Origin of the sequence: Helicobacter apodemus, from assembly GCF_003097575.1 — a bacterium.
GTDB classification, from domain to species: Bacteria; Campylobacterota; Campylobacteria; order Campylobacterales; family Helicobacteraceae; genus Helicobacter_D; species Helicobacter_D apodemus.
Map to the genome: position 1 here is coordinate 712,962 of NZ_CP021886.1, position 15,298 is coordinate 728,259.

Consider the following 15,298-nt stretch of genomic DNA (forward strand, 5'->3'; position numbering starts at 1 on the left):
TATGGGCTTATCTATTGGGATTGTGGGTTTACCTAATGTAGGAAAATCCACCACCTTTAACGCATTAACCAAAACCCAAAACGCACAAGCGGCTAATTATCCTTTTTGCACCATTGAACCTAACAAAGCAATTGTTCCTGTTCCCGATGAGAGATTAGCAGAATTAGCAAAGATTGTTAATCCCCAAAAGATTCAACACTCTGTTATTGAATTTGTAGATATTGCTGGGCTTGTTAAAGGTGCAAGCAAGGGGGAGGGATTAGGCAATCAATTTCTTGGCAATATTAAAGAAACTGAAGTCATCTTGCATATTGTGCGTTGCTTTGTAGATTCTAATGTTACACATATTGAAGGCAATATCAACCCTTTACGCGATATAGAAGTTATTGAAACAGAATTACTCTTAGCGGATATGCAAACGCTTGAAAAAAGAATCGAAAAATTAATAAGAAACGCTAAAAGTGGGAACGATAAAAAAGCAAAACTAGATTTACAAATCGCTCAATCTTTACTCAAACATATTCAAGAGGGAAATGCTGTAAGGGATTTTCAAGAAAAATCTAATGAATCCTTTATAAATTTAGATAAAGAGCTTAGATTCTTAACCAATAAAACCATTATTTATGGAGCAAATGTCGATGAAGAGGGATTAAGAGAAGATAATGAGTTTTTTAATAGCCTTAGAGACTACGCTAAAAAAACAAATTCTGAAGTTATCAAAATCTGCTCTAAAATAGAAGAAGAACTCGTAGGATTAACACAAGAGGAGCAAAAAGAATTTTTGCAAGAATTAGGCATTAAAGAAAGCGGACTTGATAGCATTATTCGCCTAGGCTTTGAAAAACTAGGTTTAATTAGCTATTTTACCGCAGGGGTAAAAGAAGTGCGTTCTTGGACTATCCATAAAGGCGATAAAGCCCCTATAGCAGCAGGTGTAATACATCAAGACTTTGAAAAGGGCTTTATCAAAGCAGAAGTGATTGCTTATAAGGATTTTATACAATATGGGGGAGAAGCTAAAGCAAAAGAAGCAGGAGCAATGCGGGCAGAGGGAAAAGATTATATTGTAAAAGATGGCGATATTATACATTTTAGGTTTAATGTTTCAAAATAAGCTTCTATAAACAAAACTTATTAAAATCTACTTAGCATAAATTTTCAATACCAAAAAAGAAATTTTTCACTCTTTTTGTTTATATCTTATAAAGATCATTCCTTAAATCTTTTATTAATTAGATGATTTGCAAGTTTGGTTTCAAGGCACTTTCTTAATTTTTAATATTGATGCCTACAAACTCAAACATTTAAACCCCTACAATTCCTCTTATATGACTTCTTATTCTTTAAAACCAAGTAAAGATTGAATATTTTGTTGATGTATTTTTATGAATGCACTTTCTTTACAAAGATTTTCAAATTTTTCTTGAAAATCTTTTAAGAAATTATTAGGGATACAAAAATTTCTAATCTCCCTCTCCCCTATTCTCTCATTATTATCTTGATAAATCTCACTTAAAGATTTTCTTCCTTCTTTAGAGATGAAATATAAATATAAAGCTTTGGCAATAGCATAATCTCTTAATCGTAAAACCAAAATCCCAGCATTAGCAATCACAATTTTATCCTTAATCTCCTCACCTATAATCGCCACCTTTGGATTCACTCCACGAATAGCTAATAAAATATCATAAGGGCATAAGCGAATATCTTGTATCTTTTTAGAACTTGTTTTGAGGCTATATTCACCAAAAGTATTGGTAAAACCATAATCTTCAAAATCTTTTATTCCCATATCATAACATTCTATTAAATCTTTATTATCTTTTGTATCAATTCTTTGTCCCCTAAAGCAAGCCTTCAAATACTCTTTAAGTTTTACTCTGTTATCCATCAAAGTATCTTGCATATAAAAAGAGGGTTTTAAATAACTTTCATTGAGCAACTCATAGCTCACTAATTGGGAATAAGCTCCATTTTGTTTAGAAAAATATAAATCTAAAATCTCCTCTTTATTAATAATTCTATTATACTTACCCTCTTTTAAACAAAAACTTTTAAAATCCATAAAAAGAATTTTTTTATTCTCTTTAGATAATACCAATAAACAAAACTCTCCCATTTGGTGAGGAAAAATATTTTTAGGTAACTCCATAACACACTCTAATAATCGATTGCTTATCAAATATTTACAAAATTTCTTACCTAAATCTTTATATAACAAGACAGAGCGAATAATAAAAATTGCTTTTGTTTTAAAATGTGCTAAAGAATGTGCTAAAAATGGTATTTCAGGGGCTATTTTGGAATAATTGTCTAAGAATATAAATCGTAAATCCTCTTTAAAATTAGGCAGATTTTGCCGAGTTAAAGGAGGGTGGCAAAAGATTTTATCAAAGGTTTTACTATCTTTTGAAAAAGAAATATCTAAAACATCGACAACTTGAAAATGAGATTCCCTAACCCCCGCTAAAGACGCAAGAATCTTTGCAATACCAATAAGCTCCTCATTAATATCTTCACCATAAATAATACAATCCTTCCCCCACTCTTTTAAGGAAAATATCCAACTCCCCATACCACAACAAGGATTATAAATACTCTCTCCTTTTTTAATCTCTAAAAGTTCTAAAATAAGAGTGTTAATCTCAATAGGAGTAACATAATCATAAAATTTCAAAATAGTTTTTTGTAGAGCAATAGCTTGTATAAATCTCTCAATATTTTCTAAAGAAACTCGGAGATCCCCCAAACTTCGTAAGATTTTTTTCCAATTTAGTTTTTCATCAATTAAAATTGGTTCTATATTTAGAGATTGTAAATATTGATAAAAGGATTTTGGGATTTGCCTCTCTTTTACACTAAGCAGCTTATCTTTAAAACTTATATTTTGATGGACTAATAAAAATTGCAAAATGATTTTTAAAGATTCTAAATTATCTTTAGAATATCTTTGAATATATTGAAAATTTTGCAACAATTCTTTCATTAATCTTCCTCTTTTCATCTCTACTTTTAAGGAATAAAAGTAAAATTATAACAAATTTCTCCTAATGCAAGCAGAATAATGCTCCTTTAAAGATTCTAAAGTTTTTAGAAATTTTCCTTAAATTCAATTTGTATTTATAAAAATTTTTATACAATCTTACATATTCCATCTTAAAACACTAAGAGTTATTCTAACTATGACTAATACTTGCTTGATAGAAGATTTTATTAACAAATTAAAAAATAGCCAAAAATGCTTCACCTATGAATTTTCAACACCTTCTAGCTTCTCATTAGAGAGCTTTTATGATTTTAGCGACTCCTTACTCCAACAACTTGATGCCTTTGTTTGCACAGATTCCCCATTAGCCAAACTTAAACATAGTGCAACCTTAGCAAGTCTTAAATTGCAAAATACTTTCAAAATCCCAAGTATTACAACAATGTCTATGCGAGATAGGAATACGCTCTCTTTACAAAGTGAGCTTATTGGAATGAATAGCTTAGATTTACGCCTTGTTTTAGCCCTTACAGGAGATCCTTTAAGGCTTGGCAACCAAACACAGGCTAAAGGGGTTTTTGAAGGTAATAGCAACTTATTGCTTAAAATCATAAAACAACTCAACCAAGCAAAAGATATTAACAATCAAAACATTAGTGGAAAATGCAAAAGAATCTATCCCTTTAGCGTCTTAAATGCCTATCCCAACAAAAAAGAAACCTCCTATAAAAAAATGAAAGAAAAAATACAAAATGGAGCAGAAGCGATTTTCACACAACCCATTTATGATTTACAAATCGCTAAAGAACTTATAAGCTGGAATAAAGAAATCAACCAAGAATGCAAAACACAATCTGTTTTAGTGCTTGGCTTTTTCCCTATCACTTCTTATAAAACCGCTTTATTTTTACACAATAAACTACCTGGTGTCCATGTCCCACAAGATTGGCTTAATGCCTTAGAAAAAGCCCATAATAATGAAGCAGCCATTGGGTTAGCAAAAAGTAAAAATTTTTTTGAAAAACTTCGGTGTTTTTACCAAAAAATTCATTTTATGAGTGCTAATAAACCTAAACTCATTGAAAATATTTTATGCTAAAATCCCAAAATAATTTATAAGTAGAATAGTATAAATGGTTGATCGTCCTTTATTTTTCTTTAGTGCAAGTTTAATCACTATTAGTATTTTATTTTCTTATTCGCTCTCTACCTTTGCTACTTTATATTATGAATATAATGAATTTCATTTTATGATTCGTCAATGTATTGCTGGAGTTTTAGGTATTTTAGTAATGTGGGGAATCTCTAAATGCAATCCTGATTCTTTTATTTTAAAATTTGGATTTTTATTATTTTTTGGTGGAATTTTTTTAATGTTTATTATGCATTTCCTCCCCGAAAGTCTCGCAACAAGTGCTGGAGGAGCAAAAAGATGGATTAGGCTGCCTTTCTTTTCCTTGGCTCCTGTAGAATTTTTTAAAATTGGTTTTGTAGTTTTTTTAGCTTGGAGTTTCTCACGGAGATTTTCTTTAGAGGAGCAAAAAGATTTAAAAGAGGAATTTATTACTTTCTTACCCTACACCTTAGTCTTTTTAATCGCTGTTTATCTCATCGCCATTTTACAAAATGACTTAGGACAAATTGTCTTACTTGGCACAACTCTAGCCTTAATGATGATTTTTGCAGGATCTTCTTTTAAACTTTTCTTGTATCTACTAAGTTTTACTTTCACACTCTTTATCATTGTAATTGTTACAAGTGCTCACCGCATTATGAGAATAAAAGCTTGGTGGGCTGGAGCACAAGATTTAATCCTCTCATTTTTTCCTCCAAGTATTGCTAATTCTTTACGCATTGAAAACCTCCCTGAACCTTATCAAGTGCAACACTCCTTAAATGCCATTGCTAATGGGGGTATTTTAGGAGAAGGCTTAGGCAATGGACTTATTAAACTTGGTTTTTTAAGTGAAGTGCATACCGATGTTATTTTAGCAGGCATCACAGAAGAAATAGGATTTTTAGGATTATTTTGCATAAGTCTGCTTTTTTTAAGCCTTATTTTTAGGATTCTAAAAATCGCTAATCGCTGTGAAAACACTATTTATTACCTTTTTTGTTCAGGAGTTGCCATTATTTTGGGTTTTTCTTTTTTGATTAATGTTTTTGGTATTTCTGGGCTTATCCCCATAAAAGGCATTGCCGTCCCCTTTTTAAGCTATGGAGGAAGTGCTATCTTAAGCTCTAGCATTATGATTGGTATGGTTTTATCTATTAGCAAAAAAGCAAAAATATCCTAATTTTAGGAGAGTTTGATTATAATACCAAATCCCATACAACAAAGAGAGAGAATGAAAGATACGAAAGCTCTAAATATTCCTACATTAAGCGGAAATCTTTGCAACCAAAACCTACTCCAAGCAGCACAACAATTCCAAACCCCACTTTTTGTTTATGATTTTAACCAAATAGCACAAAAATACGAACAACTAAAACTAGCCTTTGGAGGGAGAAAAATGCTTATTTGCTATGCTCTAAAGGCAAATTCTAACTTGAGCGTTATTAAAAAACTCGCTACTTTAGAAAGTGGTGCAGATTGTGTTTCTTTAGGAGAAATTAAACGTGCCATTATTGCTGGAATCCCTGCTTATAAGATTATTTATAGTGGCGTTGGAAAGCAAGATTATGAAATACAAGAAGCTTTAAAAATTGGCATTTTATTTATTAATATCGAAAGCAAAGAGGAACTTTTAAGGATTGAAAAAATCGCTAAAACCATGAATATAAATGCTAGAATTTCCATCCGTGTTAATCCAGATATTAACGCCCAAACACACCCCTATATCTCCACGGGCTTAAAAGAAAATAAATTTGGCGTTAGCATTGAGGAGGCAAAATCGCTCTATTTATACGCACATAATTCTAAGGTCCTAGAACCCATTGGGATTCACTTCCATATAGGTAGTCAATTAACCAAACTTACCCCCATTGAAGAATCAGCACAAAAAATCGCCTCTTTAGCACATAGCTTATTAGCTTTAAAAATCAATCTAAAGTTTTTTGATATTGGAGGCGGTATTGGGATTACTTATGATGATGAAACCACTATTAACCCTTATGATTACGCACAAGCTATTTTAGAAACCCTAAGAGGGCTTGATGTGACTATTATTTGTGAGCCAGGCAGATTTATTGTAGGTAATAGTGGAGTATTTTTAACCAAAGTTTTATTAGAAAAAGAAAATCAAGACAAACGTTTTATTATCGTTGATGGAGCTATGAATGATTTAATCCGCCCAAGCCTTTATAATGCTTACCATCAAATTATCCCACTAAAAGATACAAAAGCTCATCAAAGTCTTGCAGATGTTGTAGGACCTATTTGCGAAAGCGGTGATTACTTAGGAAAAAATATTGCTCTACCCAAGCTAGAAAGAGGGGATATTTTAGCAATTCTTAGCGTGGGAGCTTATGGATTTAGTATGTCAAGTAATTATAATACCCGTACAAAATGTGCAGAAGTTGCTATTGAAGATGGAAAATTACGACTTATCCGCAAAAGAGAAAGTTTTGAAGATTTAATTGCTTTAGAGAAGGATTATTTATAGGAGTTTGAATGAAATTAGAAGCTTTTAGAAAAGAAATTGATGCTATCGATGATAATATTTTAGAGCTTTTAGAAAAACGTATGGAAATTGTAAAACATATTGGAAAGTTAAAAGCCCAAAGCAATACTCCTATTTATCGCCCAGAAAGGGAACAAGAAATTATCCAACGATTGCTTGCAAAAAACCCCCATTATTTAAACAAAAATGCCATTGAATCCATTTATTTAGAAATTTTTGCGGTAAGTAGGAATCTTGAACTTCCAGAGAGAATAGCTTATCTTGGTCCCCTTGGAAGTTATACACACCAAGCTGCTGAAAGCCGCTTTGGAGGAGTGTGTGAGTATCTCCCTTATAACACCATACAAACAACCCTTAAAAGCGTTGAACAAGGTTGCACAAACTATGCCGTAATCCCGATTGAAAATAACCAAAATGGCATAGTTGGGGAAACTCTTGATTTGCTAAAAAGCACTCCTTTAAAAATTGTCGCTGAAGTCTATATGCCAATCCATCATTGTTTTGCTACCTCTTCTCAAAACATTCAAGAGATTAAAAGAATCTACTCTAAAGATATTGCCTTTGGGCAATGCTCCCATTTCTTAAGTGAAAGAAGCTTAGATCATATCCAAAAAATACCTGTAGATTCTACAGCTAGAGCTGCTCAACTTACTGCAGAGGACTCTCAATCAGCTTGTATATGCTCACATATTGGGGCTAAACTCTATAAAGTGCCAATTTTATTTGAAAACATAGAAAATAATGCTAACAACCAAACCCGCTTTATTATCATTAGTAATTTTAAAAACCAATCCTGTGGTAGAGATAAAACTTCTATTTTTGCAAATCTAGTAAATACCAATAAACCCGGGGTATTATATCACTTACTACGAAATATTAAAAAGCTTAATATTAATATAACTTCCATACAATCGCGCCCCGCACATTCCAATGGCAATTTTAGCTATTGTTTTTTTATTGATGTTGATGGGCATATTGACGATGATAATATTCACCAACTCTTTGAAATTTATCCCCAAGAATTAAAATGGCTTGGAAGCTATTTGAAAAACTAATTTGCTTGAAAATTCTATTAAAAAAATACTATAATTGCTTCTTTAAACTCAAAAGGAGAACCTAAATGGCAGAAGAAGAAAAAGAATCTAAATTAGCAGCCTTAAAACAAAATAAAATGATTCTCTTTGCTATTATTGGTGTTGTAGCATTACTCTTAGTTATTTTAATTGTAGTAGCCATCTTAATCTTTAGCGGTGATGATGAGCCACAAGCCAATGAACCTATCCAACCAGCACAACAAAGTGCGGCAAGTAAAGGAAGTATGGCAAACCCAAATAGCAGTCTTTTAAGTGTAGGTCCTATGTATCCCCTCAAGCAATTTATTATCAATTTAATGTCCACAGGAAGTGGCAAACGTTACTTAAAAACCTCTATTGTTTTAGAATTAAGTGTGGCTCCCTTGCAACAAGAAGTTGATACAAAAAATGATGTTATACGTGATGTAATTATTACGATTTTAAGTTCTAAAACCCTCGAAGAAGTTCAAACGACAAGAGGCAAACAAAAACTTAAAGAAGAGATTATCGAAAGAATCAACGAATTTTTAGTGGATGGTAGAATCTCTAATTTATTCTTTACTGAATTTGTGGTGCAATAATATTTGGTAGAAATTGGCATTGATTTAATTGCTATTAAAAGGATTGAGTTATTCCTCCAAAGATTTGGTGAGAGGGGCTTACTAAAATTCCTCACTCCAGAAGAAATAGCAATTGCCAAAACCACCCAAAGTATTGCAGGGTTTTGGGCAGCAAAAGAAGCATGTTCAAAAGCTTTAAAATGTGGTATCTCAAAAGATTTAGCTTTTTATGATATTCTAATCTCAAAATCCCCTAAAGGAGCACCCCTTCTAACACTCACGCAAGATAAACTCCTTGCTTTTAATCTCTATTCTCTAAGCCTTTCTATAACCCACGATAATGGTTTAGCCATCGCAATTGTTGCTGCAAATTTTAAATAAAATAAGCTTTAACAAAAAAATGCTATAATGCCGACCTTATCTCATTTGAAAGGAATTTTGTGATTCGATTATGCTCTTCTTCACTTAGTAGAAAACTAATCTTATCAGCCTATCAGATTCCTTTTATACAATGTGATAATAATTTTAATGAAGAAAGTCTGTCTTTAACGACGCCTAAAAGCTTCGTCTATCAAGCCGCACTCGGGAAACATAAGGCTGCACTCCAAACCTACGGGCTAGAAATTCCACTTTTAGTAGTCGATAGCGTAGTGGAATGCAAGAAAAAACTCCAACGAAAAGCTAAAACTCAAGAAGAGGCAAGAAGTTTTTTGTCAGCACAAAGTAACGCTTCTATTAATATTTTAACTTGTATGATTTTACATTCCCAAGATTTCTATTTTCTAAATCTTAGTCAAACTTATTACGAATTTTTTAATTTCAATAAAGAAGATATGGAATCATATCTTATTAGCAAAGAATGGGAAAATAAAGCAGGAGCTGTTATGGTAGAGGGATTCCATCAAAAATATATCAAAAAACAAATTGGGGAAACTTCTAATGCTATGGGATTAAATTTTCAAGCACTACACCCTTTTTTAAAAGAAACACTATGAATACCGGGATGGTTGCTATAATGCTTGCTACTTCAATTATTATTGGGCTACTTGGTCTTATTTCTTTCATATGGGGGCTAAAGAATGGGCAATTTGATGATGAAAAAAAAATGATGCAAGGTGTCTTATTTGATAGTGAAGAAGACTTACGACATATGGCAAATAATCAATCAATAAAAAAGGAAAAAAATGAATAAAATTTATAATATTGCAATTATTGGAGGAGGTCCAGGAGGTATTGCTTCTGCCGTTGAATCCGCTATTTTAGGAATTAAAGAAGTAATTTTATTTGAAAAGGGTGAGGGACACTCTACAACCATCCGTAAATTTTATAAAGACAAAAAACGTGTAGATAAAGACTATAAAGGGCAAAAAGTAGAACTTAATGGGAACATCTATTTCTGTGATGGGACAAAAGAAAGCACCTTAGATTTATTTGATAAAATTATTAAAGAAAATGGCTTAGAAGTTCATTTTAACACAGAAGTAGAATCTATTAAAAAAGAAGGAGATTTATTTACCATTCAAACAACGAATAATGAAATTACAAAAGCTAAATTTATCGTAATTTCTATTGGAAAAATGGGGCAACCTAACAAGCCTACCTATCCGCTTCCATTCTCTCTTAAAAAAGTCATTAACTTTAATGCAAATACCACTACAGATGGAGAGAAAATCTTAGTGGTAGGAGGTGGAAATTCCGCTGTTGAATATGCTTGTGTGCTTAGCCAAACTAATCCTATCACACTCAATTATAGACGCACAGAATTTTCAAGAATCAACGAAACCAACCAAGAAAATCTAAATGCCTGCCTAACATCCCAAAAGATCACCCCAAAATTTGGTATAGATATACAAAAAATAGAAGATGAAAATGGCAAACCCAAAGTTTATTTTACAGATGGTAGTGAGGAGGTCTTTGATAGAATCATTTATGCCATTGGTGGAATAGCACCTATTGATTTCTTAAAAAAATGTAATTTAGATCTTAATGAAGATGGCACCCCCATAGTGGATGATAAACATCAAAGCTCTGTGGATGGAATTTATATTGCTGGTGATATTCTTTTTAAAAATGGAGGTTCTATTGCAGCAGCATTAAATCACGGCTTTCATTCTATTCAAAGCATCCAAGAAAAGCTTACAAAATTTTAAAGCTTTGTATTATATAAATTTTAGTAGAATAGCCATTTATTTTACAATCTTATTAACAAGGATAAGAAATGGCAAGAAGATGTTTTTTTAGTGGAAAAGGTCCTATGGTTGGCAACAATGTAAGCCATGCAAACAATAAAACCAAAAAGAGATCTCTCCCAAACTTAAGAACTATTAGAATCAAACTAGAAGATGGAACAACTGCCAAAATTAAAGTCGCTGCTTCTACTCTAAGAACTATGAAAAAGCGCTCTTAATCCTTTATTTTGGATTAAGCAGTGCTTAATAATTTTAAAAAATTCCTCCATTGGGAAGGTGTTCAAAAACCCGATATTGATTTATCAGGAGCACTTTATGAACAATTAAAACCTTTTAGAACTCCTTTTATACTCTTATTTTTAGGATTGCTTCTTAGCACATTAGGATATGTAGTTATCACAGACTACACTTTAATTGAAGCCTTTTTTCAAGCTTCTTATACTTTTACAACAACAGGCTTTGGGGCACTAAAAGAAAATGAATTTGATGCTTTAGACATTATCTATACCGCAATTGTAATGCTTGCTGGTTCAGCTGTTTTAAGCTTTTTTGTTATTAGTATTATTGATGTATTAAATCGTGGAAAACTTATCTCTATCATCAAGGAACGCAATATGATTTACAAAATCGCCCGCCTTAAAAATCACTTCATCATCTGCTATCACAATGAATACACCATCCAACTCTCTCAACAATTCAGAGAAGCACATATACCTTTTGTTGTCGTAGATAACAATAATGTATTAGAGGATATTGCGGCAAAATACCATTATCCTTTTTATGTTAATGAAAATCCACATACAGAAATTGCTATGTTAAAATCCCATCTCTCTAGTGCTAGAGGTGTTATTACGCTCTCTAATAATATTGCCGATAATATTGCACAAATTGCTTCGGTGCGTCTTTATGAAAGAGAATTAGGACGTAAGCCTTATTTTATCATTGGCAATGCTAATACCAATGAAGATGAAGAAAAACTCAAAAAACTTGGGGCAGATTATGTCGTCTCCCCTTCTAGACTCTTTGCCCAAAGAGTTAATGCTATGGCAACGCGTCCGGATATGGAAAACTTGCTTGAACGTTTCGCTTATCAAAAAAACACACCACTTGATTTAGAAGAAATTGTTGTCCCGCGCTATTCTTGGTTAATCTTAAAAAAACTCAAAGAAACACATTTACAAGAAATTACACAAACCTTCATTGTAGGAATCACACAAAAAGAGGGTAAATTTATCTCTATGCCAGATGGGGATACACTCATTACTAATGAATGCAAATTGCTTGTTATTGGGACTTCTAATGGAGTGCGTTTAACTAAACAATTAATCGCCAAAAAAGATAAACCCGAAGAGTTAAAATATGTTTAGTCTCTTTCCTATTGATAATGGGGTATGTGCGGCAGAGGGATTTTTCTGCGATGGCATAAGTGCAGGATTAAAACAAGATTCAATGCCTGATATTGCTTTTATCTACTCTGATATCCCTTGTGAAGTAGAAGCACTTTTCACACAAAACAAGTTTCAAGCCGCACCTATTTTGCATTACAAAAATTACAACACCCCTTTTAAGACAAATTTTGTTTTAATAAATTCTAAAAACGCTAATGCGCTAACAGGCATACAAGGTTTAAAAAATATTGAAGAAATTCTTCAAGAATTACAAAAATTGCACCCACAAATTCACAATCCTATTATGAGCTCTACAGGAGTCATTGGCGTTCAACTCCCAAAAGAAAAGATTATTCAATCTCTCCAAAAAATACATTTACACCACAAAAACAACAAACAAGCCTCCCTTGCTATTATGACAACAGATAAATTTAATAAAACCCTTGCTTTTGAAGTTCTTTTAAAAGATAAAAGCCATTTTAGAATCGGTGCCATTTGCAAAGGAGCGGGTATGATAAATCCCTCACTTGCCACAATGCTATGCTTCATTACAACAGATGCGGCTATCCCCAAAGAGGATATGAAGCCCTTATTAGAGGAAGCCTCTAAAACAACCTTTAATGCCATTAGTGTAGATGGGGATACTTCAACCAATGATACGATTTTGCTTTTAAGTAATGGTAAAAGTAAAGCTTATAATAAAGAAGCTTTCCTCTTTGCCCTTACACAACTTATGCAACACCTAGCATTAGAGATACTAAGAGATGGAGAAGGCTCTACAAAGCTTGTCGCCTTTGAAGTTAAAGGAGCTAAAAGCAAAAAAGAGGCAATCAAAGCGGCTAAAGCCCTTAGTCAATCCTTATTAGTTAAAACTGCACTTTTTGGTTGCGACCCTAATTGGGGCAGAATAGCATCGACTATTGGAGCAAGTGGCATAGAATGCGACCCTAATACTTTAGAAATTTACTTTGGCGAAGTCTGTGTTTATGCTAAAGGACAGATTTTTTTTGATGATGATAATGAAAAAAAAGCTGCAAAAATCCTCCAACAAGATTCTTATAAAATCACTTGCAATATTGGCTTAGGTAAGGAATCTTTTATTGCTTATGGTTGTGATTTAGGTTATGAATACATTAAAATCAATGCAGATTATAGAAGTTAGCACAAATCGTTTTGATTAAATCTTTAGAATCTATAGCCTTTAACTTAAAAGCCTCTAAACATCTCCCTCCTTGTAATTCAAACACTATCATTTGAAAAATACTCGCAATACCCTTTTTATCTAATACACTAAGCTTATTAGGGATTCCTGTTAAAAATCTCTCAATAGGTTCTTGTGGATTCATACCAATAACACTTTCTCTAGCCCCACTCATCCCTACATCACTAACCCCAAAAGTTCCTTCAAAAATCTCTAAATCATCTGTGCCTATATGCGTATGCGTGCCCAAAATTGCTCCAATTTTACCTTTAAGCATCATAAACATCGCCTTCTTCTCACTAGTAGCCTCAGCGTGAAAATCTATAATAATATTCTTTATCCCCTCAAGCCATAAGTTCTGCACTACTTCCTTAGCACAAATAAAAGCATTATCACATTGTGGCATTCCAAAATTCCCCATAAGATTAAGCACTGCAAAAGATTCTTGATGAATCTCCCCACAATATAATCCCGTGCCAATCACTCCTTTAGGGTAATTATGCGGACGCAAAACTTTAGAATCTTTTTGTGCTAAAAGCGGAAAAATATCCTTTTTATCCCAAGTGTGATTCCCTCCTGTAAAAATATCTACTCCATAAGACTTTAATTCTTCATAAGCAGAAATTCCAAGCCCAAAGCCGTGACTTGCGTTTTCACCATTAGCAATCACACAATCTAAATGATACTTCTCTCTAGCAGTTTGCAAGTATCTTTTCACTCCCTCTCTGCCAATCTTTCCTACAATATCCCCAATAAATCCAAAACGCATTAAAATCTCATCCCAAAAGAACCTGATAGCTTCATATTATTTTCCTTTCTTGCCAACTCATCAACAAAAGATACACTCAAAAAATAATCCTTAAAGCTAAGATAATAAGAAACTCCTAGAGAAATGAGATATTTATTAAGTTCATTTTGTTGGGTAAAGGTTTGGGTTATAAAATCATTAAATCGTGCTTCATTTTTAAGTGTTTTTCCATTTAATCGATATTCATAGATTCCAAAGCCTGATACAATATGCTTTAAAGAGGTATCTCCAAAGTTATAAGAGAGATTTAAACCACTTGCTAGGGAGGTGGTATGATGGTTAATAGGATCATATTCTTTAGACCACATTCCGCTTTCTTTAAAAGATTCTTGGTGATAATAGGCATAATTAAGATAGGCTAAAGGCGTTAAAGTGAAGTCTTGTAATTCCCAGTCTTTTGCCATACCCATTTGCAAAGAAAGGCTTAAGTTATTATAATTTGCGTTAATAGAGTCAGGAGAACCTAAAACCTTCCTATCCATTTTATTAAAACCATAATTTACAAAAGCTCCGCTAAGAAGCTTGAAGGCTTCAACATCATAAATTGCATTAACACCCAAATTAACATTCTTTGAATCAAAATCACTTCCATTAAAATCTAAATTGGTGTTAGAATACTTTAGATTTAAAGTTGTTCTTAAATCCTCATTAAAATCTTTCCCAATAGCTAAATCTACACCACTTGAATAACCCTTATTACCATCCCCATTAATTTTTTTATAATTAGGACTAAGATACCAAAAGAAGCTTTTATCATTCAATTCTAAAAAATTCCAAGTATTAGTTAGACTATCACTATTAACAGAAGCTACATATTGAGGCTTTTGCTTAAGATTAAAGGCTAAAGAAGTAACAGCAGTAGGATTAAGGGCAAAGAGCATATTTTGTTGTGTAGCAGATAAAGCATTATTGGCATCTGATGCAGCATTATCTAAATAACTCTTTCCCTCAATACTTTCTAAAATCTCTATAGAATTTGGGCTATTATCTAGAAGTGCAAAATAATTTCTATAATTCTCTGATAAATCTTGGTTATTCCTTATTTCTCTTAAGACACTTCCTATACTGCTATTAGGAGTATTATAAGCATCACTTTTAAGGGCAGAAGCTGCATTAATTGTTCTTTTATCTGCATCAAGCACAGCTTCAAAACGCATTGCATTATTTTCAGAAACCTTTATTTCTGTAAATTTATCAATAGAATTACTAAGCTCTCCTAAATCAATCTTGACATATTCCCCACTATAAAAAAATTGTTGAAGTGGGATATATTCTAATATCCCACTTTGAATATCATAACTACCCGCAATAAGCTTAGAATTTTTATGGCGTCCAAAATCAAGCTGCAAACGACTATCCTCTCCCTTTTGTGTATAAGCCCCTTTTACTTCTAAATTACTTAAATCCTCATTACCAACCCTTACAATACCCTCATTAGTCAAATTTTTATGGATAATCCCATTACCGCTT

The 15,298-nt window shown here is 32.6% G+C and carries 16 protein-coding genes; 13 read left to right on the plus strand and 3 right to left on the minus strand.

All coding sequences use genetic code 11. The features are described from left to right. Position 1: 1 nt before the first annotated feature. Entirely contained in the window at positions 2 to 1,114 is a 1,113-nt protein-coding gene (gene ychF, locus CDV25_RS03480) for a redox-regulated ATPase YchF (protein ID WP_108910786.1), read from the plus strand. A 222-nt stretch (positions 1,115 to 1,336) separates the two neighbouring features. Here the strand turns inward: ychF and CDV25_RS03485 are convergent, their stop codons facing one another. Beyond that, positions 1,337 to 2,986, minus strand: coding sequence for an N-6 DNA methylase (locus CDV25_RS03485; RefSeq protein ID WP_239056415.1), 1,650 nt, complete (start codon positions 2,984 to 2,986; stop codon positions 1,337 to 1,339). Between the two features lie 196 nt (positions 2,987 to 3,182). On the opposite strand from CDV25_RS03485, the gene CDV25_RS03490 reads away from it, so the two are divergent. From CDV25_RS03490 to argJ, 12 genes are all read left to right on the plus strand, one after another. Beyond that, positions 3,183 to 4,085 carry a methylenetetrahydrofolate reductase gene (locus CDV25_RS03490; protein ID WP_108910788.1) on the plus strand — a complete coding sequence of 301 codons (903 nt, stop codon included), beginning with the start codon at positions 3,183 to 3,185 and terminating at the stop codon, positions 4,083 to 4,085. A 34-nt stretch (positions 4,086 to 4,119) separates the two neighbouring features. Next, positions 4,120 to 5,283 (plus strand): FtsW/RodA/SpoVE family cell cycle protein, encoded by a 1,164-nt coding sequence (locus CDV25_RS03495; RefSeq protein WP_108910789.1) that lies wholly within the window; start codon positions 4,120 to 4,122, stop codon positions 5,281 to 5,283. Positions 5,284 to 5,334: 51 nt separating this feature from the next. Then, positions 5,335 to 6,591, plus strand: a complete 1,257-nt coding sequence (gene lysA, locus CDV25_RS03500) for a diaminopimelate decarboxylase (protein ID WP_108910790.1) — start codon at positions 5,335 to 5,337, stop codon at positions 6,589 to 6,591. A gap of 8 nt (positions 6,592 to 6,599) precedes the next feature. Continuing rightward, positions 6,600 to 7,664 (plus strand): chorismate mutase, encoded by a 1,065-nt coding sequence (pheA, locus tag CDV25_RS03505; protein WP_108910791.1) that lies wholly within the window; start codon positions 6,600 to 6,602, stop codon positions 7,662 to 7,664. 65 nt (positions 7,665 to 7,729) lie between these two features. Next, on the plus strand, positions 7,730 to 8,263 hold the full coding sequence (gene fliL / locus CDV25_RS03510; protein WP_108910792.1) for a flagellar basal body-associated protein FliL: 534 nt from the start codon (positions 7,730 to 7,732) through the stop codon (positions 8,261 to 8,263). A gap of 3 nt (positions 8,264 to 8,266) precedes the next feature. Continuing rightward, positions 8,267 to 8,623 carry a holo-ACP synthase gene (gene acpS, locus CDV25_RS03515; protein ID WP_034555430.1) on the plus strand — a complete coding sequence of 119 codons (357 nt, stop codon included), beginning with the start codon at positions 8,267 to 8,269 and terminating at the stop codon, positions 8,621 to 8,623. A gap of 59 nt (positions 8,624 to 8,682) precedes the next feature. Further along, on the plus strand, positions 8,683 to 9,237 hold the full coding sequence (gene maf, locus CDV25_RS03520; protein WP_108910793.1) for a septum formation inhibitor Maf: 555 nt from the start codon (positions 8,683 to 8,685) through the stop codon (positions 9,235 to 9,237). Beyond that, complete coding sequence (ccoS, locus tag CDV25_RS03525) at positions 9,234 to 9,434, plus strand: cbb3-type cytochrome oxidase assembly protein CcoS (RefSeq protein ID WP_108910794.1); 201 nt, start codon at positions 9,234 to 9,236, stop codon at positions 9,432 to 9,434. The genes maf and ccoS overlap by 4 nt, the downstream gene beginning before the upstream one ends. Beyond that, positions 9,427 to 10,392, plus strand: coding sequence for an NAD(P)-binding domain-containing protein (locus tag CDV25_RS03530; RefSeq protein ID WP_108910795.1), 966 nt, complete (start codon positions 9,427 to 9,429; stop codon positions 10,390 to 10,392). The genes ccoS and CDV25_RS03530 overlap by 8 nt, the downstream gene beginning before the upstream one ends. 68 nt (positions 10,393 to 10,460) lie before the next feature. Continuing rightward, the gene (gene rpmB / locus CDV25_RS03535; RefSeq protein ID WP_034555082.1) at positions 10,461 to 10,649 is read left to right on the plus strand and encodes a 50S ribosomal protein L28; all 189 of its coding nucleotides are present in this window, start codon (positions 10,461 to 10,463) and stop codon (positions 10,647 to 10,649) included. 21 nt (positions 10,650 to 10,670) lie between these two features. Further along, positions 10,671 to 11,798 carry a potassium channel family protein gene (locus CDV25_RS03540; RefSeq protein ID WP_108910796.1) on the plus strand — a complete coding sequence of 376 codons (1,128 nt, stop codon included), beginning with the start codon at positions 10,671 to 10,673 and terminating at the stop codon, positions 11,796 to 11,798. Further along, positions 11,791 to 12,981, plus strand: coding sequence for a bifunctional glutamate N-acetyltransferase/amino-acid acetyltransferase ArgJ (gene argJ, locus CDV25_RS03545; RefSeq protein ID WP_108910797.1), 1,191 nt, complete (start codon positions 11,791 to 11,793; stop codon positions 12,979 to 12,981). Before CDV25_RS03540 ends, argJ begins: the two co-directional genes overlap by 8 nt. Here the strand turns inward: argJ and CDV25_RS03550 are convergent. Beyond that, positions 12,959 to 13,789: a TIGR00282 family metallophosphoesterase gene (locus tag CDV25_RS03550; protein ID WP_108910798.1), complete on the minus strand. Its 831-nt coding sequence runs from the start codon at positions 13,787 to 13,789 to the stop codon at positions 12,959 to 12,961. The genes argJ and CDV25_RS03550 overlap by 23 nt on opposite strands. After that, complete coding sequence (locus tag CDV25_RS03555; protein ID WP_108910799.1) at positions 13,789 to 15,270, minus strand: autotransporter outer membrane beta-barrel domain-containing protein; 1,482 nt, start codon at positions 15,268 to 15,270, stop codon at positions 13,789 to 13,791. The genes CDV25_RS03550 and CDV25_RS03555 overlap by 1 nt, the downstream gene beginning before the upstream one ends. Positions 15,271 to 15,298 lie beyond the last annotated feature (28 nt).